Raw genomic sequence first — 23794 nt, forward strand, 5'->3', positions numbered from 1 at the left:
ATAGCTCACCTAACTACCGATTTTGCAACAGCCCGGTCGGGGCGGTGAGTTCTGCACGCTCGGCAGGAGGTCAGGCGGCGGCACGCTCCAGTTGCACCTCGATGCGCCGCAGCATCTCCAGCGGCCGGCGCCGCACGTCGTCGTAAATCACAGCGACGACCACCCAGCCGACCTCCTGCAGCGCCGCCCGCCGGCGCCGGTCGCGCACCAGCGCGTCGACGCCGCTGTGCCAGTCGAGGCCGTCGTACTCGACCGCGACCTTGAACTCCGGCCAGGCGAAGTCCACCCGCCAGGTCTGGAAATTGCGGTCGACGATCTCGTACTGCAATTCCGGTGGGGCCAGGCCGCCGTCGACCATCACAAGGTGCGTCTCGCTTTCCATCGGTGATTCCACCCGGGGGTCGACCACCGGCAGCAGGGCGCGGACCTTGACGATGCCCGGTCGGCCGGCCTGGCCCTCCGCCGCTGCCTGCATCTCCTGCGCATCGCACGTTCCGCTGCGTAGCGCGGCGCCCAGCGTGGCAAATGCCCGCGGTCGCCACAGGTCACGGGCTACCTCCATCGCGGTCCACGCCGGGGCGGTGGTCGGCCTGCCCTCGACCATCACCAGCGGGGCGCCGTCGCGCCGGTGCACCACCAGACCCGGCACCGGACGCAGTTGACGCCCAACGGGATTCAACACATGCAGCACGTCACGCTCCTCGGTGTCGAAGCCATGCGTCGCCGCGGCGGTCCCCAGGCACGTCGCGACGCGACACCCGGTCAACAGGTCCAGGCCGCAGAGCCGCAATTCGGTGTCCGGTGGTCGGTCGCCGTAGATGCCGTGCCAGATCTTGTGCAGTTCACCGTCTTCCACCGCATAGCGCAGGCGTCGCCCGCTGAGGTGGGTGAGGGCCTGGCCGTGGGTGACGACGCCACCCTGGCGTTGCAGAAGGTCAGTCAGTTCCGGGTTCATGGGCGCCTATCGTCGGCGCTGCACCCCGCCCGTCGCAGTCACCCGGCCGCCACTCTGTGGATATCCCCGGCCCACCTCCCCGCGGCCGTGCACAACTCACCACCCCCACCTGGGGAAATGCCGGTCAGCTATGCACGCTCGGCGGCAACCGGGGCACGCTCGGCACAAGACCGGGGCACAGACCGGATCCGCGGGCCGACGACGCCGGGGAGCTGCGGCACCCGCGAGCCGGCGTCGTCGCCGCGCACCCACGGCCGCACGTAGCGGTCCACCGCCCACACCTCGGGACGCCTCCGCCCGGCGATCAGCGACTCCAGTTCGCGCATCAGTTCGCTCTGCACGCCCGGAGTGTCGGTGCCGCGCAGCGAGCAACCGGCGGTCTCGGGCGCAAACCGCAGCGCGACCAGGCCGGCGACGGCGGCCAGCATCAGGCCGATCGCCGGGAACAGCCCCCAGCCGGTCTTGAGGATGACCGTGTCGGCGATGATCGGGGCGGTCCCGCCGAACAGCGCAATGCCCGCGTTGTCGGCGATCGCGAAACCGGCGTAGCGCACCTGGGTCGGGAACATCGCCGGGAACATGGCGGGCACCGTGCCCAGCGGCGCCGCCAGCAGCACGCTGAGCACGACGAACCCGATCAGCGCGTACGTCACCCCGCGACCCATTAGCCAGTACATCGGCAACGCCAGGAAGACCATGCCCAGCAACGACATTCGCCACAGCGGCTTGCGGCCGATCCGGTCCGACCAGGCACCGGCGAACGGGATGCACAGCATCATCACCAGCTCGCCGACCAGCATCACCGTCGTCCGGCTGCGCTCGTCGAGCCCGGCGGTGGCATGCAGATACGTCGGCTGATAGGTGGTGAGCGTGTAGTCGATGAAGCCGAGCGCCGACACCAGCACGAACATCACCGCGATCGGGCGGGTGTAGTTGGTCAGCAGGTCCACCAGCCGGTCACGCGCGGAACCGGTGATGGCGTCGACGGCAGCGCATTCGGCGAACACCGGCGTCTCGGTCATCGTGCTGCGCAGCACCAGCCCGACGCCGCCCAGCGGCAGCGCGATCAGGAACGGCACCCGCCAGCCCCAGTCCGCCATCTGCTCGGTGCTCAGCAGCGACTCCAGCCCGAGCACCACCGCGCTGCCGGCCATGAACCCGGCCAGTGCGCCGAACTCCAGGAAGCTGCCGTACCGGCCGCGCTTGTCATCCGGTGAATGCTCGGCCATGAAGGTTGCGGCGCCGCCGTATTCGCCGCCGGTGGAGAATCCCTGCACGATCCGCAGCGCGATCAGCAGACCCGGCGCCCACCAGCCGGCCATCGCGAACGTCGGCAGCAGACCGATCAGGGTGGTCGCCAGCGCGATCAGCAGGATCGTCGCCGTCAGCACCGACTTGCGGCCGAACCGGTCGCCGATCGGCCCCCACACCATGCCGCCCAGCGGGCGCAGCACGAACGACACCGCGAATCCCAGCATGGTTCCGAGACTGCCGAATTCGCCGGGGAAGAAGGCGCCGGTCAGGTAGGTGGCGACGACGGCGTAGACGCCGTAGTCGTACCACTCGGTGGCGTTGCCGACGGCGGAGGCCAGGATCGCCCGGCGCAGCATCGGGTCACGTTTAGGCGGATGCGCGACTCGCTTCCGCTCCGGTAGCAGTAAGGTCATCGAGCCTCGTCACTGCGCCGCACTGCTGCCTCCCCGTCATCTCCGGGGCCGAGATCCCCTCCCGGACAGGATAATTGCTCAGATGCGGGTATGACGGGTGTTGCTGAAGCGTTATCGAACGCATACTGCGTCGAGACCGCGGGACGGTGACCTAGGCCAGCCCGAGACTGGCCAGCAGCGCACCCCACACGTCGCCCGACTCCAGGTCCGCCAGCGCGGACCCGGGCGCGACCACCCCGGCGCCGGACAGCGACCCGGAGATCGTGTGCAGGAAGGCGCCGATCACCTCGCTCAGCGACATCGACTGGGCGTTCTCGACGATCCCGGCGCCCGCCGCGGCGGCCATCAGGTGCGCCAGTGCGGGATTGTCGGTCAGGTCGCCGACCTGGTAGGTCGCCGGGTTGGCCAGGTCCGCGGTGAACGCCGCGTACCCGTCCTTCGCGCCCTGCTCCAGCGCCGCGGACACCTCGGTCCAGTCGATCGTCGGCGGGGCCAGCGAGAACGGGGTCGCGACGTCGGCCGGACCGTCGTTCCAGCCGTTGGCCATGTCGCCGTAGCCGAGGTTCACCAGGATCCGCATGTCCGGTTCCATCAGGTCGTACAACGGCTTTCCGATCACCGGCATCAGCAGCACCGGCACCAGCAGCGGCAGGTACTCGCTGGAGATCATGTAGGAGTGGATCATGCCGTCGGCCGCGGTCTGCAGCGGTGTGGCGTCGGCGATCTGGTCCGCGGTCAGCCCCAGGTAGGCCAGGTGCTGGGTGGTCAGGCCCATCAGCGCGTTCAGGTCGGACAGCAGGTTGACCGGGTAGCGCGGGAAGTCGGCGTAGCCGTCGTACTCCAGCGTGTAGATGTCGGTGGGGTACAGATCGTTCGGGGTGGGGTTGCCCAGCGTGACGTCGCCGGCGCTGAGGACCTGCGACAAGCCGGGCAGGTTCTCGAACCCGATCAGCATGCCGCCGTTGGGATTCGCCGAATCGCCGACCAGCACGAAGTGCACGTCCTCGCTGGGCACGCCCGCCGCGTGCAGTTGCTGCATGGCCAGCGTCGTCAGCGCCGCGCTCTGCGAATACCCGAAGACCGTGACCGGGTTCTCGGCGTTCACCTGCCCCGCGTCGATCAGGCTCTGGATCTTCGCGGTGAGGATCTTTGCGCCCTCGTCCTCGGAACTGTCGAGGTAGTACGGGGATTCGGGCGTGGTCAGCACCTGCGTCTCGCCGGTGAAGCCGTTCGGCGCCAGGTAGAGCTTCTCGACGGTGTCGGCGTACTGCTGGCTCGGGGTGGAGATCATGCTCGGCCCCAGGATCAACGCGATCCCGCCGGCCGGCGCCGCGGCCTCGGTGGCGGTCAGTGTGACGCCGGCCCGGACGGGAGCGGCCGCCGGCACCGATCCGGGGGCGATCACCTCGGCCACCAGGGTTGCGGCGCCCAGCGCCTTGAGGATGCCGACCGGTGCTCCGGGCGTCAGCGGGGCGGCGTCAGACATCCACATTTCCTCGACACGTCTCCAAGCAGAAGATGAGAATCACATGATCAACATGGATGATTTCAATCACATCAACACATGTCAAATTCACGCTAGAACTCATTGACCTGCGGAGATGCGGTAGAAATCCCTGGAAATCAAGCGATTTCAGCAAACCCTACCGGTGATGCCGTCACGGCGCACTGTGAATCGTCTGAGTTAGTCGATCTGAGTGTTCAGCTTCCACCGAAGCGGACGCGAGTTGCTAGATCGGCGTCAGGCCGTGCTTCCGCTGGACCTTGTGGACGTTCTGCTTGTCCACCAACAGCCGCAGCGACTGGCGCAGCAGCAGCCGCGTCTCGTGCGGCTGGATCACCGCGTCGATGTAGCCCCGCTCCGCAGCGGTCCACGGGATCGCCATGTTGAGGTTGTAGCCCTCGATGAAGTCCTTCTTGATCTGCTGCGCCTCGGGCGTGGTCGGGTCCGGGAACCGCTTCATCAGCAGCTGCGCGGCACCCTCGGCGCCGATCACGGTGATGCGGGCGGTCGGCCAGGCGAAGTTCAGGTCGGCCGAGAGCTGCTTGGAACCCATCACCGCGTACGCGCCGCCGTAGGACTTGCGGATCGTGATCGTCACCTTCGGGACGTCGGCCTCGACGACGGCGTTGAGGAATCGCCCGCCGCGCTTGATGATTCCGCCCTTCTCCTGCTCCACACCGGGCAGGAAGCCGGGGGTGTCGACGACGAACACCAGCGGCAGGTTGTAGGAGTCGCAGAACCGAATGAACCCGGCCGCCTTGTCGGAGGCCTCGTTGTCGATCGAACCGGCCTGGTGCATCGGCTGATTCGCGATCACCCCGACCGGATGGCCGTCGACGCGCGCGAACGCGGTGATCATCGCCTGGCCGCGCTGCTCGCCGACCTCGAAGATGTCGCCGTCGTCGAAGATCCGCAGCAGGATCTCGTGCATGTCGTAGGCGGTGTTGTCGGAGTCCGGAACGATCGCGTCCAGCTCCAGGTCGTGCGGCGTGATCTCCGGCTCCAGGCCGGGGTTGACGATCGGCGCGTCGTCGAACGTGTTCGACGGCAGGAACGACAGGTAGTCCCGCACGTACTGGAACGCCGCGGCCTCGCTCTCCACGACCTGGTGGATGTTGCCGTACCGGGCCTGCGCGTCGGCGCCGCCGAGCTCGTCGAGCGACACGTCCTCACCGGTGACGTCCTTGATGACGTCCGGACCGGTGACGAACATGTAGCCCTGGTCGCGGACCGCGACCACCAGGTCGGTCTGGATCGGCGAATACACCGCTCCGCCAGCGCATTTGCCGAGGATGATGGAGATCTCCGGGACCAGGCCGCGCAGCAACTCGTGGCGGCGGCCCAGTTCGGCGTACCAGGCCAGCGACGTCACGGCGTCCTGGATGCGGGCGCCGGCGGAGTCGTTGATGCCGATCATCGGGCAGCCGGTCTTGGCCGCCCACTCCATCAGCTTGGCGACCTTGCGGCCGAACATCTCGCCGACCGAACCCTGGAACACGGTCTGGTCGTGGGAGAACACGCAGACCGGCCGGCCGTTGATCAGCGCGCGCCCGGTGACCACGCCGTCGCCGTAGAGCGCGTTGGGGTCACCCGGCGTCTTGGCGAGTGCGCCGATCTCCATGAACGTGCCGGGGTCGATCAGCGCGTTGATCCGGGCGCGGGCGGACGCGATGCCCTTCTTCTCCCGCTTGGCGACGGCTTTCTCGCCGCCGGGTTCGGCTGCGACGGCGAGCTTTTCGCGCAGATCGGCCAGCAGTTCGGCGGTGGTCTTGTTGGTCACTACGCCTGCTCCCCTTGAATGCGGTTGATGGCTTCGCTCATGTGTGCGCCGACCTTGGCGATGTACGGCTCGTCGATCACCTGGACGTGCTCACCGCCGACCGGGACCACCTCCAAGTCCGAAACGTACTCGCCCCAGCCGCCGTCGGGCTTACGGGTCGCATACGCCGGCTCGAAGACGATCGCGTCGTCGTGGTAGCGGTCAGCCAGGTACAGCGTGACGTGCCCGTCGTAGGGCTGGTAGTCGGCGGTGTCGAGGGCCCGGTTGTCCAGGTACGACGTGCGCTGGTGCTCGATGATCCCGCCGGGGATCTGCACCCCGCTCTGCGCGACGACGTCGAGGACGAACTTCACCTGACCCTCGTCGTCGAGCTTCTCCAGTTCCTCGTAGGGGATCTCGGGAACCTCGACGTTGAAGGTGCGCTCGGCGAACCGCGCGTAGCGGTCCCAGCGGGCGCGCATGCCCTCCGTGGACTGGTCGATCGGCTCGCCGGGCATCACCGCGTCGATCAGCCCGACGTAGCGCACGTCGGCGCCGTGCTGCTTCAGCCCGATCGCACAGGCGTAGGCCAGCGCCCCGCCCAGCGACCAGCCCGCCAACAGGAACGGTCCACTGTGCAGCTCAAGCAGTTTCGGCACGTACTCGGCGGCGCGCTCCTCGATGGAGCCCTCCACCCGCTCGATGCCGTAGACCGGGGTGTCGGCGGGCAACCGCTTGATCAGCGGCTCGTAGACGACGGTCGATCCGCCGGCCGGGTGGAACACGAACAGCGGCACCGCCGTCGATCCCTCCTTCGGCGCCCGCAGGGTGCGGACGAAGCCGTCGACCACACCCTCTTCGAGTTGCTCGCGGACGATCGTGGCCAGGGCCTCGATGGTCGTCGCCGACGTCACGTCCTCGACGCTGACGACACCCTCGGCCCGCTCGGAGAGCCGCGCCGCCATCTTCTCGGCCGCATCGGCGGACAGCGCCGGCAGCTCGTTGAAGATGCCGCCGGGACTCTTGCCGGTGACGATCGCCCAGGTGGCGAACGTGACCCGCTCCGCGGCGTCGCGCGGCGGCACGTCGGCTCCGAGCGCCTCGGTCACCGCCTCGGAGGTGAGCACCTTGGCCGCGGCGGCAGCAGCGGTCGCCTTGCTGACGCCGGAATCACCTGGGCCTGCGGGGTTCGCGGGCGGGGGCGGGGGCGGAACAGCCGGCCCGGCAGGATTGGTGGGCGGCGGTGGCAGCGGCGCCTCGGCGGCCGGCGCGGCCGGGGCCGGCGCCGAATCCTGCGCGGCCTCAGCCGCTTTCGCCGCGGCGATGATGCCGGCCTGCTCGGCGGCGATCTCCTCAGCCGTCTGCGTCTTCTGGTGCTCGTGCAGCGCCTCGACCTCGTCGCGGTTCTCCACCGCGTAGCGGATCATCTCCTCGACGTTGTAGAGGTTGGCGTCGCGCACCGCGGTCAGCTGGATCGGCGGCAGGTCGAAGTCGTACTCGACCCGGTTCTTGATCCGCACCGCCATCAGCGAGTCCAGGCCCAGCTCGATCAGCGGCACCTCCCAGGGGAGGTCCTCGGGCTCGTAACCCATTGCGCCGCCGACGATCGCGCCGAGCCGGTCGGCGATGGTCTCACCGGAGTCCGGCGACCACTTGGCGAACTGCGCGGCCAGCCCGGCGCCCGCGGTCAGGTTGTCGTGCAGGATCTCGGCATCATCGACCGACGGCTCGGCAACCGGAGCGGCAACGGAATCCGAAGCGGCGACCGCCACCCCGGCGCCCACCGCCACCGGCAGGACCGCCGCAGCACCGCCGCGGGCCACCAGTGCGTCGTAGACCAGCGTGAACGACTCCCCGATCCGGGCGTGCACGGTGACCGCCGCGCCGCCCGGGTGCCGGGTCAGCGTCGTCACCAGCCGGGCCCCCTCGCCGGGCACCGCCCGCTGCTCGGACGCCACCACCGCGGCATCCGGAAGCACCACGGCCGCAGCGGCTTTCACCAGTCCGGCCAGGTCCGCCTCGGAACCGCGCGGCGCGAACTCGAAGACGTGCCGGCCGTCCGGCAGCGTCACGTGCGCACCCGGCATCACACCGGAGGAGTCCCCGGAGAAGTGCGCGTCCAGCCAGTGCGGCTTGCGCTTGAAGCGGGTCGGCGGGATGTGCGCGAACTCGTCCGGGCTGACCGGACCGTCGGCGTGCCGCGGGAACAGCGTCCGCATGTCCAGGTCGTGGCCGAACACGTAGAGCTGGGCCATCGCGATCGTCATCGAGTCGACCTCGTCGGCCTTGCGGGCCAGCGTCGCGATGAGCTGCGCATCGTGCAGACCTGCTGCGGCCGTGGTCAATCCGACCTGCATCAGCGCCACCGGGTTCGGCGCCAGCTCCAGGAACGTGGTGTGGCCGTTGTCGACGGCGTTGCGCACCCCGTGGGTGAAGTAGACCGAGTGCCGCAGCCCCTTCTTCCAGTAGTCGACGTCGTGGATCGGCTCACCGCCGGGCCGGATGTAGTTGCCCTCGTGCACGGTGGAGAAGTAGCCGCAGGTCAGCGGCAGCGGCTCGATGCCCTGCAGGTCCGCGGTGAACTCGCCGAGCAGCGGGTCCATCTGCGCGGTGTGGCTGGCGCCCTTGGTCTGGAACTTGCGGGCGAACTTGCCCTCGGCCTCGCAGCGGGCGATGATCGCGTCCACCTGCTCCGGCGGCCCGCCGATGACGGTCTGGCCGGGCGCGGCGTAGACGCAGACCTCCAGGCCGGGGAAATCGGCGAAAACCGTTGTGATCTCGTCGGCGGAGTACTCGACCAGCGCCATCAGCCGGATGTACTCGCCGAACAGCATCGCCTCGCCCTCGCCCATCAGGCGGGCGCGCGGGACGATGATCCGCACGGTGTCGCGCAGCGACAGCCCGCCGGCGAAGTAGGCCGCGCCGGGCTCGCCCAGCGACTGGCCGATCATCGCGCCGGGCTTGGCGCCGTGCGCCTTGAGCACCTCACCGAGCGCGATCTGGATCGCGAAGATCACCAGTTGCACGGCCTCGATGGGGAATTCGACGGTCTCGTCGGTGTAGTCGACCGCGTCGTCGAGGATCATCTCCAGGATCGACACGCCCCGCTCGTCCTGGATCAGGGCGTCGATCCTGTCGATCCACTCGGCGAAGATCGGGTCGCGCAGGTAGAGCTGCTTGCCCATCTTGCGGTGCTGCGCACCGAATCCGGCGAGCACCCACACCGGACCGTTGGTGACCGGGCCGTCGGCGGAGAACACGTTCGGCTTGGACTTGCCCTCGGCGACGGCACGCAGGCCGGCGACGGCCTCGTCGTGGTCGTGGGCCAGCACCACCGCGCGCGAACGGCCGTGGTTGCGTCGCGACAGCGCCCGGCCGATCGACTCCAGCGGGGTGGCGCGGCCCTCTTCGCTGTCGATCCAGTCCGCCAGCTCGGCGGCCGCGACCTTCTTACGCGAGGTGAGGAACGCCGAAATCGCCAGCGGGATAAGCGGTTTCGGCGGGTCACCGGCGGCCAATTCGGCCCGTGCCGCCGCCAGCAGCTCCAGCGCCCGCTCGGTCAGCCCCGGCAGCGGGTAGTCGTCGTCGGAGTCCGAATCCGAACCCTCCGCATGAATGAACTCGCCGTACTCGTCGAACCGCGGCGCCTCATGCTCGACGGGAGCCTCCGCCGCCTCGGCAGCCTCCTCGACAACCGGTTCCTTCTCCACCACGTCCCGCGGCAGCACCTCGCGCAGCACCAGGTGCGCGTTGGCCCCGCCGAACCCGAAGCCGGACACCCCGGCCACGGCGTAGCCGGAGTACCGCGGCCAGTCCGACACCTCGGCGGCCACCTTCAGGCGCGCGGCGTCGAAGTCGATGTAGGGGTTGGGGCCGGCGTAGTTGATCGACGGCGGGATCTTGTCGTGCTGCAGCGCCAGCACTATCTTCGTCAGCGACGCCGCGCCGGCCGCCGACTCCAGGTGTCCCACATTGGATTTCACCGCACCCAGCAGTGCCGGCTTGTCGGCGGCGCGGCCGCGGCCGATCACCCGGCCCAGGGCCTCGGCCTCGATCGGGTCACCCAGGATGGTGCCGGTGCCGTGCGCCTCGACATAGTCGACGGTGCGCGGGTCGATGCCGGCGTCCTTGTACGCCTTGCGCAGCACCGCGGCCTGCGCATCGGAGTTCGGCGCGAGCAGACCGTTGGAGCGGCCGTCGTGGTTGACCGCGGATCCGGCGATCACCGCGAGGATCTGGTCGCCGTCGCGGCGGGCGTCGTCGACCCGCTTCAGCACCAGCATGCCGGCGCCCTCGGCGCGCGAATAGCCGTCGGCGTCCGACGAGAACGACTTGATCCGGCCGTCCGGGGCCAGCACGCCGCCGACCTCGTCGAAACCGACCGTCACCAGCGGGGTGATCAGCGCGTTGACGCCGCCGACCACCGCCATGTCGCATTCGCCGTTGCGCAGCGCCTGCACCCCGGAGTGCGCCGCCACCAGCGACGATGAGCAGGCGGTGTCGATCGTCATCGACGGGCCGTGGAAGTCGTAGAAGTAGGACACCCGGTTGGCGATGATCGAGTGCGCGTTGCCGGTGATCGCGTACGGGTGCGCCACGTCGGGGTCGGACAGGCCCAGGTAGCTGTAGTCGTTGTTGGACGCCCCGACGTACACCCCGACCGCCGAACCGCGCAGCGACGACGCCGGGATGCGAGCGTTCTCCAGCGCCTCCCAGGTCAGCTCCAGCGCCATCCGCTGCTGCGGATCGATGTTGTCGGCTTCCATCTTCGACAGCGCGAAGAACTCCGCGTCGAAACCCTTGATGTCCGAAAGGTATCCGCCGCGGGTGCGGGCGCGCGCCACCCGCTCGGCGATCCGCGGCTCCTCCAGGAACTCACTCCACCGGCCCTCGGGCAGGTCGGTGATCGCGTCGAACCCGGCCAGCAGCTTCGCCCAGGTGTCCTCTGGGGTGTTCATGTCGCCGGGGAACCGGGTGGCCAGACCGACCACCGCGATGTCGACTGCGCTGTCCTCGGCCCGCGACCAGTCCTCGTCGTCGGCGCTGTCGTCCAAAACCGGCTCGCCCTCGACGATCACCTGCGCCAGCGCCTCGATCGTCGGGTGGCGGAACGCGACCGTCGCCGAGAGCGTCACCCCGGTGAAGTCCTCGATGTCGGAGGCCATCGCCACCGCGTCCCGCGAGGACAGCCCCAGCTCGATCAGCGGGGCGGTCTCGTTGATCTTCTCCGGGGACTGACTGGTGGCCTTGGCCACCCAGTTGCGCAGCCAGGTCCGCATCTCGGCGACGGTCAGATCCGACCGATCCGTGCCGCGCAGTCGTGCGTCGTCGCCGTCGGACATATGCGGTGCCTCGCTCATCGTTTGTGTCGGACCCGGGGACTCAGACCTGGTCGGGGTAGGCGTTCGGCCCGGTGGTGCCGCCGCGCAGGCTGCCGTCGATGTAGGCGGCCCGGCAGGCGCTGCGGCCGATCTTGCCGCTGGAGGTGCGCGGCACGGCGCCGGCCGAGACCAGCAGCACGTCGCGCACGGTGACGCCGTGCCGGACCGCGATCGCCGCCCGGATGTCGTCGACGATCGGCTGCTGCTCGAGCTTGTGCGCGCCGGCGGCCCGCTCGGCGACGATCACCAGCTGCTCCGAGGAGTCCTCGGCGTCGTACTTCAGCCCGGAGTGCGGGTTGTCGAACGCCTCAGCCGGCAGCTGGTTGGCCGGCACCGAGAACGCCGCGACGTACCCGGTGCGCAGCGCCTTGCTGGCCTCCTGCGCCGAGTACTCCAGGTCCTGCGGGTAGTGGTTGCGGCCGTCGACGATCACCAGGTCCTTCACCCGGCCGGTGATGTAGAGGTCGTCGCCGTAGAAGGTGCCGTAGTCGCCGGTGCGCACCCACCGGCCGTCCTCGTCGGCGCCCTCCGCGCGGGACTGCGGCTGACGCGACTTGAGCACGTTGCCGAAGACGTCCTTGGACTCCTCGTCGCGGTTCCAGTAGCCGATGCCCATGTTGTTGCCGTTGAGCCAGATCTCGCCGATCTGGCCGTCGGGCAGTTCGGCGGCGGTGTCGTAGTCGACGATCACCGTCCACTGGTCGACGCTGACCCGGCCGGCCGACGCCTGCGCCACCGCGTTGGGGGCGTCCGCGGGCACCTCGACGAAGCGGTTCTCGTTGTTGAGCGCCTCGCGGTCGACGTGGATGATCTTCGGCTTCTCACCGATCGGGGTGGTGGAGACGAACAGGGTGGCCTCGGCCAGCCCGTAGGACGGCTTGATCGCCTCCTCGCGGAAGCCGTACGGCGCGAACGCCTCGTTGAACTTGCGCAGCGACGCCGCCGAGACCGGCTCGCTGCCGTTGAGGATCGCCTTGACGTTGGACAGGTCCAGCGGCGGGTCGCCCTCCTTGGGCAGGCCACGGGCGGCGGCATGCTCGAACGCGAAGTTCGGCGCGGCCGAGTAGACCTCGCCGGTCTCGCCCTCCTTGCGGGCCAGCTCGCGGATCCAGCGGTGCGGCCGGCGCACGAACGCCGCCGGGCTCATGAACGTCATCTGCTGGCCGAGCACGCTGGACAGCGTGATCGTGACCAGGCCCATGTCGTGGAAGAACGGCAGCCAGGTGACGCCGCGGTCGCCCTCGCGGCCCTGCAGGGTGTCCAGCAGCTGCACGACGTTGGTGGGCAGGTTCAGGTGGGTGATCTTCACACCGGTCGGGGTCCGGGTGGAGCCGGAGGTGTACTGCAGGTAGGCGACGTCGTTGCGGTCGGCCTCGGGCATCACCCAGGTGGCGCCGACCTCGGCGGGGACCGCGTCGACGGCGATCACCCGCGGCCGGGCGTTGGCCGGGCGGCTGCGGAAGAACTTGCGGACGCCTTCGGCGGAGTCGGTGGTGGTGAGCACCGCCGACGGGGTGCAGTCGTCGAGGACGGCGTGCAGGCGGCCGACGTGGCCGGGCTCGCCCGGGTCGAACAGCGGCACCGCGATCCGGCCGGAGTAGAGGATGCCGAAGAACGACACCAGGTAGTCCAGGTTCTGGCCGCAGAGGATCGCCACCCGGTCACCGGGCTGGGTGACCTGCTGCAGCCGGGCCCCGACGGCGCGGTTGCGGGCGCCGAAGTCGGCCCAGGAGATGTCGCGGGCGATGCCGTCGCGCTCGGTGGCGAAGTCCAGGAAGCGGTAGGCGACCTTGTCACCGCGCAACTTGGCCCAGCGCTCAACGGTGCTGACCAGGCTGGCATTGTCCGGGAAGCGGATCTTGCCGTCCTTGACGAACGGGTTGCGGTACGCCGCCTGGGCTGCGGGGGCCATGCAGATCTCCTGTCACGCGCATGCGTTCGGTATGTCACCGGGCGCACACGCCCACGTTTCGGTTCGTCGCGGCTCCCAGGACCCCACAGATGGTAGCGAGGTTCCCGGCACCGTTCGACGGGGTATCGAGCACCCGGCGACCGGCACCGTCTGCTCTTAAATTTCTCTTAATGTTAAAGGTCTGCGGGACGCATGCCAAATCAAACGGTACCGGGTGTGACCCCGGTCTCGCGGTGAACCGCCGGCCTCATGCGCCGGTCCCAGCTTCGCCTCTCCTTCGTCGAGCCTCGCTGAACCGCCGGGTCTCAGTTGTGCGGCGGGTGCGGCGCGTCGGCGATCAGCCCGTGCGCCCAGTTCAACGTCCACTGCGTCGCGGACTCACCGTCGTGGTTCCAGAAGTCGGTGGTGCCGTACAGCGCATGCACCGGCTGACCCGCACCGCCGGCCAGCGTCTGCAGCGTCTCCGGCAGCTTGGTGATACTGAACGCCTCCTGCGGCGCCGCGCAGATCAGGTCACCAACCGCGCAGATCTGGTTGACACGCTTGTCCAGGTCGCCGAAGCCGCCCGGCCGCGGCCCGGTCATCGTCAGCCCCATCGCCGACAGCATCGGCAACTCCTCCAGGGTCACCTCGGCGCCCTGCCCCGGCGGGGTCGGCGGGACGTCGACACCGCTGCTCGGTCCCTCCTGGCGGCGCCCGTCGGCGATCAGCGTCACGCCGAGCATCAGGTCCTCGTCGACCGGCCCGTCGCCGTTGCCGATCTTGCCGGCGACGTCCCCGGCGATCACCGCACCCTGCGAGAAGCCGACCAGCACATAGCCGGTGAGCGGGCAGCGCTCGTTCATGTCGGTGAGCGCCTTCACCGTGGCGCGGGTGCCCTCGGCCCGGCTGTCGTTGTAGGTCATCTGCCCGTCGTTGGCCAGCGGGTTCCGGAACTGCGCGGTGTAGGGAACCGTGTACGTCTGCACCCGCGCGCCGTCGAACTGCTCGGCGATCGGCCGGGTGACGGTCAGCAGCAGCGCCCGCGGGAACTCGGTCGGGTCGAGCGGGTTGTCCGTCGGCGACGACTCCCAGGTGCCGGGCACCGACACCAGCTGCACGTCCGGGCAGGAGGCGTCCTGGGCGGCGGGGCGCAGCTTGTGCGGCCGGTGCGACGGGCCGGTCGGCGGCACCGCCTCCGGGGCCTGCTCGGCGATCGGCGGCGACGCCGGGTGCCGGATCCAGATCACCACCACGACCAGCACCAGCGCGACGACCAGGGCCATCGCCCCGGCGGCCACCCAGGCCAGCATGCGACGCCGGTTACGGACGGCCTTGCTCGGTGCGGACTTGCGCGTCTTCTTCTTGGCCATATCGCCTAACACGGTACAGATCGGCCCGTCGGCGCAATGACTCTGCGCCTACGGCGGCCCGCACTCGCACTTTCGCGCCGTGGGCGCAGAGTCAACGCACACTCAGCGGATCGCGGCGACCAGATCACCCGTCATCGCGCCGAGCTGCCCGGCCCACGCACCCCAGCCGTGGTCACCCTGCCCGAACTCGAAGTGGGCGTTGTGGCCGGTCTGCTGGCGGTACTGGAACTGGAAGAACCGGGCGCTGCCGGTGATCTCACCGGTGTCGCCGAGCACCGCCGCCGGGTCCGACGCCCCACCCTGCGGGGAGTAGACCCATAGCCGGCTGTTGTTCTGCACCAGCAGGTTGCAGTGCACGGTCGGGTCGTGCCACTTCCACCGGCCCAGCTGCGGCGCGCCCCACATGCCGTAGGAGTCCACGCCGCCGAACTGCTGCAGGCCCGAGGTGATCACACCGGTCTCGGTGGTGTTGGAGGGCTGCAGGAATCCCGACAGCGACCCGACGAAGCCGAACCGGTCCGGGTGGAACGCACCCAGCGCCATCGACGCGTAACCGCCCTGGCCGGCGCCGACCACGGCGTGCCCGCCCGGCGCCAGCCCCTTGTTGGCCGCCAGGAAGTCCGGCAGCTCCGACGACAGGAACGTGTCCCACTGCTTGCTGCCGTCGCGCTCCCAGTTGGTGTACATGCTGTACGCGCCGCCGGCCGGCGCCACCACCGAGACGCCCTTGCCGGCGAGGGTGTTCATCGCGTTGCCCGCGGTCACCCAGTTGCTCACGTCGGGGTTGGCGTTGAACGCGTCCAGCAGGAACACCGCGTGCGGCCCCTGCCCGAGGAACGCCACCGGGATGTCGCGGCCCATCGACGGCGACGGCACCATCAGGGTCTCGAACCCCGCGGCCTGCCCGGTGCCGGCGGACCCGGCGAGCACGCCGCCGCCCCACATGCCCAGTGTCAGCACCGCCACGCACAGCACCCGCAGCAGCCTCGGCAGTCCGCTCATACCCACCTCGCTCGTCGGCACAACTCGTCGTCTGAAAGACCGCCGGTCGTCCGCCCCGGCCCCGGTGGGTAGTCAACCACACGGCGGAAGCGCACAGGCGGTAAACAAACCGACGGCGGCGACCGGTGAAGGTCGCCGCCGTCGGCGGATGCGTCTGCGCTGGGGTCAGCCGGCGGCCGAGCCGCCGTCAGCACCCTCGGTGGAGCCGCCACCCGGGGTGGCACCCAGGTACGCCTGCATGTCCGGCAGCATCGCGTGCAGCTGCTCGCCCCAGTACTCCCACGAGTGGGTGCCGTAGGCCGGGAAGTTGAACACGGCGTTGTGGCCGCCGGCCGCGGTGTAGAGCTCCTGGAACTTCTTGTTCGCGCCGATCATGAAGTTCTTCTCCAGGAACACGGCGGGGATGTTGTCGCCACCGAGCTGGTTGGCCTGCCCGTTGCCGCAGAACACCCAGAGCCGGGTGTTGTTGGCGACCAGCTTGTCCACGTTGACCGTCGGGTCGTTGCGCAGCCACGCCGGGTCGCTGTCGTCGCCCCACATGTCGTTCTTCTTGTAGCCGCCGGCGTCGCCCATCGAGATGCCGATCCAGCCCTTACCGGTGGACGGGTTCAGGTAGCCCGACAGCGAGCTGGCGTAGATGAACTGCTCCGGGTGGTAGATCGCCAGCGTCATCGCCGAGGAGCCGGCCATCGACAGGCCGACGGCCGCGCTGCCGTTCTGCTTCACGCCGTACTGGGCGTTGAGGTAGGCGGGCAGTTCGCTGGTGAGGAACGTCTCCCACTTGTAGGTCTGGCAGCCGGCCTTGCCGCACGCCGGCTTGTACCAGTCGCTGTAGAAGCTGGACTGGCCGCCGACCGGCATCACCATCGAGATGCCGGAGTTGTAGTACCACTCGAACGCGGGGGTGTTGATGTCCCAGCCGTTGTAGTCGTCCTGCGCGCGCATGCCGTCGAGCATGTAGACGGCGGGCGAACCCGAGCCACCGCTCTGGAACTGCACCTTGATGTCCCGGCCCATGCCGGCGGACGGCACGTCCAGGTACTCGACGGGCAGGCCCGGCCGAGAGAACGCGTTCGCGGGGGCCGTCTGCACGACGCCGACCATCCCCGACAGCAGGGCCGCGCCGGCGGCGGCGACCACGAGCCGGCGCGGCATTGCCTTCGCCGCCCGGGACAAACTGTCAACCAGCTTCATCCTTGGTTTTCCTCATCCATTCGTCATAGCGCCACTGAACACAGGGGTTTGGCCCGACCTGGGCCCGAGCCGCCTCGACGGGCGGCAGCGCCGGGTGGTAGTCAACCACACCGATCTGTGCCGGAACCCCTCCCGCGGAGCCGGGTGGACGGCCCTTCGGCGCGTCGCCGCACCCACCATCCTGCGCTGGCGACGGCATTCGAGCCGGTGAGACGCGACGTACTCGATAGCCAACCGGCGACGCGCATGAGATCGGTCACATTTTCGGCGCCGCCGGTTCCCGATGGGCCGCACCCGGCGTGTCCGAACCCGCCCCGGCGCGTCACGGACCGGTCGGCGACGTCCCCGCGTAGGGCGCTCCGGACGGCCGGCCGGTCGGCTCGGGGATGTCCAGGCCGCAGCGGATCAGCTCGTCACGCGGCACCCGGTCGATGCGGTAGCGGGTGAAGCTCGCCGCGTGCAGCACATTGGACAGGAACCGGTGCGGCCCCATCGGCGCCCGCACCGAGTTCAGCACCGCCGCGGTGTCCGGGCAGCGCAGCGCATTCTCGGCCTGGGTGATCCAGTCCTGGTCCAGGTAGCCGGGGATGATCGGGTACCACTTCACCCACGGCCCGTCGGCGACGATCCAGTCCCGGAACAGGTCCTTGTCGTGGCCGATCCGGCCGTTCTCGATGCGGTCGGTGTGCGCGGCGATCGGGTTGGCCAGCCCGATCTGGTCCAGCAGCCGGACGTCGAGGCCGGTGTTCATGCCGAGCATGCCCAGGTTGGTGAAGAACACGGTGTGCGGGCCGGCGCCGTCCGGGGCGGGCGGGGTGCCCGGCATCTGCGGCACCGGCAGGATCACCGGGATGACGTCCCACTGGTCGTAGTTGCCCGACGGCAGCAGCAGCGCACCGGCCGGGGTGTTGGCGATCGTGGTCAGCACCGCCCGCATCCGCGGGTAATCCAGGTAGTCCCCGGCGGTCAGCGGGTGGGCGTGCCCGGTCGCCTGCGAGTAGAACCGGCGTTCGTCGACGATCCCCGAGTAGCTGACCCGGGTGCCGTCGTCGCCCAGGCCCGGCGAGTTCGCCGCCCACAGTGCCCAGCCGGCCACCGCCACCCACAGCAGCCCGGCGGCCCCGCTCATCAGCGGACCGGCCTCCCGGTGGAACCGGGCGTCGTGCGGCAGCAGCACCGGGATCACCGCCACCGGCGCGAGCACACAGAACAGCGGTGCCAGCAGCACCCGCGCGTGCATGAAGTCGCCGCCCTGGCGCACCCAGTACAGCGCCTGCAGCAGCCCGCTGCCGACGATGAAGCAGACGGCCGCGGTCGGGCTCTGCACCAGCCGCGCCCAGCCCGACGCCCGGTCGGCCCCGGCCGGCGGGGTGTGCCGGGGCCGGTGGCGCATCGCCGCACCCAGCCACAGCACCACCCCGAGCGCCGTCAGCAGCACCAGCGGCACCCACAGCGCGTAGGGGCCGTTGAAGTTGGTCAGGTAGATCCTTCCCTGCGACCACTTGTCGCCGGTGGCGTCCTTGGCCAGCGCGGTGCCGGGCACCAGCAGCGCGTAGTAGCCCATCCGGAAGATCTGGTAGGCGACCGGCAGCAGCCCGCCGGCCACCACGATCAGCAGCCGCGGTCGCCAGCCGCGGTTGGCGATCAGCAGCATGATCAGCACGCCGCCGCCGATCAGCGCCAGCTCCGGGCGGACCAGCACGCTGAAGCCGGCGACGAACGCCAGGGCGGCGGTGAACGGGAGTCCGCGGGCACGGGATCGGGGCATCCGCGGTGCCTGCGACCAGCAGACCAGCATCCACCACAGCAGCCCCAGGTAGGCCAGCGCCAGCCCGTTCTCCAGGCCCGACGTGGCGAAGTCGCGGGCCGGGGGCACCGCGATGTAGACCAGCGCGCCAGCCGGCAGGATCAGCGCGCGCCGGCCCTGCAGACCCGGTGCGTAGAGCCGGGTGGCGCCGAGCATCAGCAGTGCCAGGCCGAGCAGGCTCAGCGCGAGCGCGAACACCAGCGCCACGTACTCCAGCCGGATCGGGCCGCCCAGCCAGCTGCCGAGGTACATCAGGTAGGTCCAGGCGGTGGAGGTGTTGGCCTCCACCCGCTCACCGGCGTTGAACACCGGTCCGTGCCCGGCCAGCAGGTTGCGCACGGTCCGCAGCACGATCAGCCCGTCGTCGGCGATCCAGCGCCGCCGCCACGCGCCGATCCCGAACAGCAGCACGGCGACGACCACCGCCGCCCAGGAGCTCAGCCGCACCGACGGGCTGTAGGCGACCGCCGGCCAGCCCAGCGGCCGGAGCCGGGACTGCGGCGCCCGGCCGGTCCCGGCCCAGGGGCGCAGGTTAGCCGAAGACGAGGGCAGCACCGATGGTTCCGATCCACGCCAGCGCCGTCACCTGCAGCACCCGGTCGCGGCGCAGGATGTCCTCGGCCGCACCGGCCAGGCCACCGTCGACGTCGACGGCGTAGCGCAGCAGGCCGACGATGATCGGGACGATCGACACCGCGTACCAGGAGCCGGCGCCGTGGTCGCGCTCGAACGCGTACAGGCTGTAGCAGACCACCATCGCGGTGGCCGCCATCGTCCAGACGAACCGCAGGTAGGTGCCGGTGTAGGACTCCAGCGACTTGCGGATCTTCGCGCCGGTCTGCTCGGCGATCTGCAGTTCGGCGTAGCGTTTGCCGGCCACCATGAACAGCGACCCGAACGCCATCACCAGCAGGAACCACTGCGACAGGGGGATGTCGGCGGCCACGCCGCCGGCGATCGCCCGCAGCAGATACGCCGACGACACGATGCAGATGTCCAGCACCGCCTGGTGTTTCAGCCCGAAGCAGTAGGCCAGCTGCATGGCCAGGTAGATCGCCATCACCAGCGCCAGGTTCGGGGTAAGCAGGCAGGAGACGCCCAGCGAGGCGATCGCCAGCAGCACCGCCAGCGCGTAGGCCAGCCCCGGCGGCACCACGCCGGCGGCGATCGGGCGGAACCGCTTGGTCGGGTGCGCCCGGTCGGCCTCCACGTCACGGGCGTCGTTGACCAGGTAGATCGCCGACGCCGCCAGGCTGAACACCACGAACGCGATCAGCGACTTGCGGGCCACCTCGGCGTAGTCGTAGTGGGCGTCCCGGCCCAGCGCGGCCAGCGGCGCGGCCAGCACCAGGACGTTCTTCACCCACTGGCGGGGCCGCAGCGCTTTGACGATCCCGACCGGGAGGCTGTACGGCCGGTCGGTCACGGGCTCACTCATCGGTCCCATCCAACCGGATCGCGGCAGCCGCGACGGCGGCGCCCACCGCGGCGCCCACCGCCACGTCGCTGGGGTAGTGCACGCCGAGCACCAGCCGGGACAGCGCCATCGGCGGCACCAGCAGCGCCGGCAGCACGCCGGCGGGCAGTCCGGCGGCGCGGCCGAGCAGGATCGCGGCGGTGGTGGTGGAGGTGGCGTGCGCCGACGGGAAGCTCAGCCGGCTCGGGGTGCCGACGTTGACGGCGATCGCGGGGTGGTCGGGCCGGGTGCGGCGCACCACCCGCTTGATGACGACGGCGGCGGCGTGCGCTGCCAGGGTTCCGGCCCCGGCGACCAGCCAGGCCCGGCGGCGGCGCGGCTGGGCCAGCGCACCGGCCGCCGCCACCGCCAGCCAGCCCAGGCTGTGCTCGCCGAAGTGCGACATGGTGCGCGCCGCCGGCAGCACACCGGGACGCCCGGTCAGCGCGGCCTGCACCCCGACCAGTACGGCGTCTTCGCCGTGCGGCGGCCCGACCGGTGCGTCCACCGGTGCCGCGAGGTCACGCGGAGGCATGGTCGGCCCTCTCCGGCCGGGGGAACACCGTCTCCCACTGCGCGGTGCTGGACAGCGTCGGCAGCGCCCGCCGGTACTGCCGGCGCAGGTCGTCGAAGCGGCGGGCCAGCCGGTACTGCCGGCGCAGCGACTCGCGCAGCAGCCCGAACATCTGCTCCCGGTCGCGCTGCCGGTAGACCACGCCGCGGCCGTCGGCGGTGGTGACGGTGACGCCGTCCTGGGTGCACAGCCGGAACCAGCGGGCGTCCTGGGTGGGCACGTTGAGCTGGGGGCGGCGGTGGTGTTCCGGTGCGGTGGCCTTGAGGTTGTGCAGCACGCCGCGGGCCAGCCGGTAGCCGATGCTCAACGGCTGCACCGGTGGCTTCATCTCCCGGCTGCGCCCGGACGGCTTCGGCAGTTCACTGGCCGCCGGCAGCACCACCGCGTCGGGGTAGGTCTTGCGCAGCGCGTGGATCGCCGGCAGCGCCGACTCCAGGATCGAGAAGATGTGCTCGGGGCCGGCCAGGAAGTCGTCCAGTGCCTTGTTCTGCACGGCGACGGTCGAATATTCCAGGCAGGCAAGGTGTTTCAGGGTTGCCTTGAGGTGGCTGCGGATCAGGCCGGTGATGTTGCCGTCCCAGTGCAGGGCGGCGACCATCAGCCGGTTGCGCAGGTGGAAGTAGGCCTGCCAGTCGATGGCGTCGTCCTTGTCGCTCCAGGCCATGTGCCAGATCGCCGCGCCGGGCAGGGTGACGGTCGGGTAGCCGTGCTCGCCGGCCCGGATGCCGTACTCGGCGTCGTCCCACTTGATGAACGACGGGATCGGCTGCCCGATCTCCTCGGCCACCGCCCGCGGGATCATGCACATCCACCAGCCGTTGAAGTCGACGTCGATGCGCCGGTGCAGATCCGGGGACTCCGCCAGCGGGTGTTCGGCGAAGTTGTGGTCGTACTCGGTGTGCGGGGCGTTGGTCCACATGAACACGCCCGGGTCGACGATCTCGCCCATGATGTGCAGGTGCGACGGCTCCTGCAGGTTGAGCATGTGCCCGCCGACCAGGGTCGGGGTCTTGGCGAACCGGCTCAGCGCCAGCGCCCGCAGGATCGAGTCCGGTTCGATGCGGATGTCGTCGTCCATGAACAGGATCTGTTCGCAGCCGGTGTTCTTCAGCGCCTCGTACATCACCCGGCTGTACCCGCCGGAACCGCCCAGGTTCGGCTGGTCGTGGATGGTGAGCCGGTCGCCGAGCCCCTTGGCGGCCGCGGCGAAGCCGGGGTGGTCGCGGACTTTGCGGGTGCCCTGGTCGGGGACGATCACCGCGCTGATGACGGCGTCGACGTCCGGGTCGGACGCCAGCGCGGCCAGCGCGTTGACGCAGTCGTCGGGCCGGTTGAACGTCGGGATGCCCACCGCGACGTCGGCGCGGACGACCGGTTCCACCGGCGCGAACCAGCCGCCGCCGTGCAGGGTGACGGCGGTGTCGGTGGTGATGTCGAACCAGATCCAGCCGCCGTCCTCGAACGGCTGCAGGCCGATCTCGAACTCCACGGTCGCGGGCTTGCCGCTGCCGTCGAACGACTTGCCGTCCACGGCGATGCGGGCGCCGGTCGCCTTGGACCGGTAGACGTCGACCCGGCCGGTGCCGGTCAACCGAAGCTGCAGCGTCACCGACTCCAGCGTCGACCAGCGCCGCCAGTAGGAGGCCGGGAAGGCGTTGAAGTACGTCGCGAACGACACCTCCGACTCCTCGCCGATCTCCAGGCTGGTGCGGGTCAGCGGGTGCGCCCGACGGCTGTTGGTGTCGGATTCCTCCAGGTAGAGCTTGCGCACGTCCAGCGGCTCGCCGTGCCGGGGTGCGATGATCCGCGCCAGCCGGCTCACCGCGGCGGAACTGTCATTCATGCCTTACTGCTCTCTCCCAGCGGCACCCCGTCGGCCAGATGCGGCGCCAGGGTGTTGTCGTACATGCTCAGCGCACTGGCGATGGCCATGTGCATGTCAAGGTACTGGTAGGTGCCCAGCCGGCCGCCGAACAACACCCGTGCGGACTCCGTCTCCGCTTTCGCGCGGGCCCGGTAGGCGGTCAGCAGCGTGCGGTCGGTGTCGGTGTTGATCGGGTAGTACGGCTCGTCGTCGGCCTCGGCGAAGCGGGAGAACTCGCGCATGATGACGGTCTTGTCGGCCGGGTAGTCGCGCTCCGGGTGGAAGTGCCGGAACTCGTGGATCCGGGTGAACGGCACGTCCTCGTCGTTGTAGTTCATCACCGGGGTGCCTTGGAAATCACCGGTGTCCAGCACCTCGGTCTCGAAGTCGAGGGTGCGCCAGCCCAGCTTGCCCTCGGCGTAGTCGAAGTAGCGGTCCAGCGGGCCGGTGTACACCACCGGGGCGTCCGGGTTCTCGGCGCGGAGCTGCTCCCGGACGTCGAACCAGTCGGTCTCGAGGCGCACGTCGATGTTGCCGTGGGCGGCCATGTTCTGCAGCCACGCGGTGTAGCCGTCGACCGGCAACCCCTCGTAGGTGTCGTTGAAGTAGCGGTTGTCGAAGGTGTAGCGCACCGGCAGCCGGGTGATGTTGGCGGCGGGCAGCTCCTTCGGGTCGGTCTGCCACTGCTTGGCGGTGTAGCCCTTGACGAACGCCTCGTACAGCGGGCGCCCGATCAGGCTGATCGCCTTCTCCTCCAGGTTGGCGGCGTCCTCGGTGGCGAACTCACCGGCCTGCTCGGCGATCAGCGCGCGCGCCTCGTCCGGGCTGAAGTAGCGGCCGAAGAACTGGCTGACCAGCCCCAGCCCCAGCGGGAACTGGTAGGCCTGCCCCTTGTGCAGGGCGAAGACCCGGTGCTGGTAACCGGTGAACTCGGTGAACTGCCGGACGTAGTCCCAGACCCGCTTGTTGGAGGTGTGGAACAGGTGCGCCCCGTACTTGTGGATCTCGATGCCGGTCTGCGGTTCCGCCTCGGAGTAGGCGTTGCCGCCGATGTGACCGCGTTTCTCGACGACGAGGACGCGTTTGCCGAGCTGGGTCGCCACCCGCTCGGCGATCGTCAGGCCGAAGAAACCGGAGCCGACAACATAGAGGTCATAGCGACCAGCAGGAGAAGTCATCGGCGCCTAGGTTATCGGACCCGCCGACGGAAGCCGATTCCCACGGCGGCGGGTGGTACGGCACCGCCCGGTGAAGCGGCAAGACGACGGTAGATCGCAGTTTCCTCACGATCCGGTCTCGTCACTCCAATCACACCAATCACACTCGTAACATCAACCGTGTAAGTAAAAACCGGCAGTAACGCCCGC

The 23794-nt window shown here is 69.8% G+C and carries 14 protein-coding genes; all 14 read right to left on the minus strand.

Annotation, left to right across the window (positions count from 1 at the left end; all coding sequences use genetic code 11):
* Positions 1 to 70 precede the first annotated feature (70 nt).
* On the minus strand, positions 71 to 955 hold the full coding sequence (locus KIH27_RS16475; RefSeq protein WP_214094045.1) for a type IV toxin-antitoxin system AbiEi family antitoxin domain-containing protein: 885 nt from the start codon (positions 953 to 955) through the stop codon (positions 71 to 73).
* Between the two features lie 128 nt (positions 956 to 1083).
* Positions 1084 to 2622 carry an MFS transporter gene (locus tag KIH27_RS16480; protein WP_214094046.1) on the minus strand — a complete coding sequence of 513 codons (1539 nt, stop codon included), beginning with the start codon at positions 2620 to 2622 and terminating at the stop codon, positions 1084 to 1086.
* A gap of 151 nt (positions 2623 to 2773) precedes the next feature.
* Positions 2774 to 4108, minus strand: a complete 1335-nt coding sequence (locus KIH27_RS16485) for a PE-PPE domain-containing protein (RefSeq protein WP_214094047.1) — start codon at positions 4106 to 4108, stop codon at positions 2774 to 2776.
* Between the two features lie 244 nt (positions 4109 to 4352).
* Positions 4353 to 5906, minus strand: coding sequence for an acyl-CoA carboxylase subunit beta (locus tag KIH27_RS16490; protein WP_214094048.1), 1554 nt, complete (start codon positions 5904 to 5906; stop codon positions 4353 to 4355).
* Positions 5906 to 11227 carry a polyketide synthase Pks13 gene (pks13, locus tag KIH27_RS16495; protein ID WP_214094049.1) on the minus strand — a complete coding sequence of 1774 codons (5322 nt, stop codon included), beginning with the start codon at positions 11225 to 11227 and terminating at the stop codon, positions 5906 to 5908. The genes KIH27_RS16490 and pks13 overlap by 1 nt, the downstream gene beginning before the upstream one ends.
* 40 nt (positions 11228 to 11267) lie before the next feature.
* Positions 11268 to 13178 (minus strand): long-chain-fatty-acid--AMP ligase FadD32, encoded by a 1911-nt coding sequence (gene fadD32 / locus KIH27_RS16500; protein WP_214094050.1) that lies wholly within the window; start codon positions 13176 to 13178, stop codon positions 11268 to 11270.
* Between the two features lie 305 nt (positions 13179 to 13483).
* Positions 13484 to 14530: a carboxylesterase Culp6 gene (gene culp6 / locus KIH27_RS16505; protein ID WP_214094051.1), complete on the minus strand. Its 1047-nt coding sequence runs from the start codon at positions 14528 to 14530 to the stop codon at positions 13484 to 13486.
* Between the two features lie 102 nt (positions 14531 to 14632).
* Positions 14633 to 15532, minus strand: a complete 900-nt coding sequence (locus KIH27_RS16510; protein ID WP_214094052.1) for an esterase family protein — start codon at positions 15530 to 15532, stop codon at positions 14633 to 14635.
* 165 nt (positions 15533 to 15697) lie between these two features.
* Complete coding sequence (locus KIH27_RS16515; protein WP_214094053.1) at positions 15698 to 16726, minus strand: esterase family protein; 1029 nt, start codon at positions 16724 to 16726, stop codon at positions 15698 to 15700.
* 322 nt (positions 16727 to 17048) lie between these two features.
* Positions 17049 to 19088: a terminal beta-(1->2)-arabinofuranosyltransferase gene (gene aftB / locus KIH27_RS16520; protein ID WP_307856908.1), complete on the minus strand. Its 2040-nt coding sequence runs from the start codon at positions 19086 to 19088 to the stop codon at positions 17049 to 17051.
* Complete coding sequence (locus KIH27_RS16525) at positions 19066 to 19971, minus strand: decaprenyl-phosphate phosphoribosyltransferase (RefSeq protein ID WP_214094054.1); 906 nt, start codon at positions 19969 to 19971, stop codon at positions 19066 to 19068. The genes aftB and KIH27_RS16525 overlap by 23 nt, the downstream gene beginning before the upstream one ends.
* Positions 19964 to 20524, minus strand: coding sequence for a phosphatase PAP2 family protein (locus tag KIH27_RS16530; protein ID WP_214094055.1), 561 nt, complete (start codon positions 20522 to 20524; stop codon positions 19964 to 19966). The genes KIH27_RS16525 and KIH27_RS16530 overlap by 8 nt, the downstream gene beginning before the upstream one ends.
* On the minus strand, positions 20511 to 22406 hold the full coding sequence (locus KIH27_RS16535; protein ID WP_214094056.1) for a glycosyltransferase: 1896 nt from the start codon (positions 22404 to 22406) through the stop codon (positions 20511 to 20513). Before KIH27_RS16535 ends, KIH27_RS16530 begins: the two co-directional genes overlap by 14 nt.
* A complete protein-coding gene (glf, locus tag KIH27_RS16540) occupies positions 22403 to 23605 on the minus strand; it encodes a UDP-galactopyranose mutase (protein WP_214094057.1) in 1203 nt (400 codons plus the stop codon). The genes KIH27_RS16535 and glf overlap by 4 nt, the downstream gene beginning before the upstream one ends.
* Positions 23606 to 23794 lie beyond the last annotated feature (189 nt).

It is taken from the genome of Mycolicibacter acidiphilus (assembly GCF_018455725.1).
GTDB classification, from domain to species: domain Bacteria; phylum Actinomycetota; class Actinomycetes; order Mycobacteriales; family Mycobacteriaceae; genus Mycobacterium; species Mycobacterium acidiphilum.

Bases quoted from the DNA above. Each gene is read 5' to 3' on its own strand.
- KIH27_RS16475 (WP_214094045.1), bottom strand. From the start codon at position 955: ATGAACCCGGAACTGACTGACCTTCTGCAACGCCAGGGTGGCGTCGTC.
- KIH27_RS16480 (WP_214094046.1), bottom strand. From the start codon at position 2,622: ATGACCTTACTGCTACCGGAGCGGAAGCGAGTCGCGCATCCGCCTAAA.
- KIH27_RS16485 (WP_214094047.1), bottom strand. From the start codon at position 4,108: ATGTCTGACGCCGCCCCGCTGACGCCCGGAGCACCGGTCGGCATCCTC.
- pks13 (WP_214094049.1), bottom strand. From the start codon at position 11,227: ATGTCCGACGGCGACGACGCACGACTGCGCGGCACGGATCGGTCGGAT.
- fadD32 (WP_214094050.1), bottom strand. From the start codon at position 13,178: ATGGCCCCCGCAGCCCAGGCGGCGTACCGCAACCCGTTCGTCAAGGAC.
- culp6 (WP_214094051.1), bottom strand. From the start codon at position 14,530: ATGGCCAAGAAGAAGACGCGCAAGTCCGCACCGAGCAAGGCCGTCCGT.
- KIH27_RS16510 (WP_214094052.1), bottom strand. From the start codon at position 15,532: ATGAGCGGACTGCCGAGGCTGCTGCGGGTGCTGTGCGTGGCGGTGCTG.
- KIH27_RS16515 (WP_214094053.1), bottom strand. From the start codon at position 16,726: ATGAAGCTGGTTGACAGTTTGTCCCGGGCGGCGAAGGCAATGCCGCGC.
- KIH27_RS16525 (WP_214094054.1), bottom strand. From the start codon at position 19,971: ATGAGTGAGCCCGTGACCGACCGGCCGTACAGCCTCCCGGTCGGGATC.
- KIH27_RS16530 (WP_214094055.1), bottom strand. From the start codon at position 20,524: ATGCCTCCGCGTGACCTCGCGGCACCGGTGGACGCACCGGTCGGGCCG.
- KIH27_RS16535 (WP_214094056.1), bottom strand. From the start codon at position 22,406: ATGAATGACAGTTCCGCCGCGGTGAGCCGGCTGGCGCGGATCATCGCA.
- glf (WP_214094057.1), bottom strand. From the start codon at position 23,605: ATGACTTCTCCTGCTGGTCGCTATGACCTCTATGTTGTCGGCTCCGGT.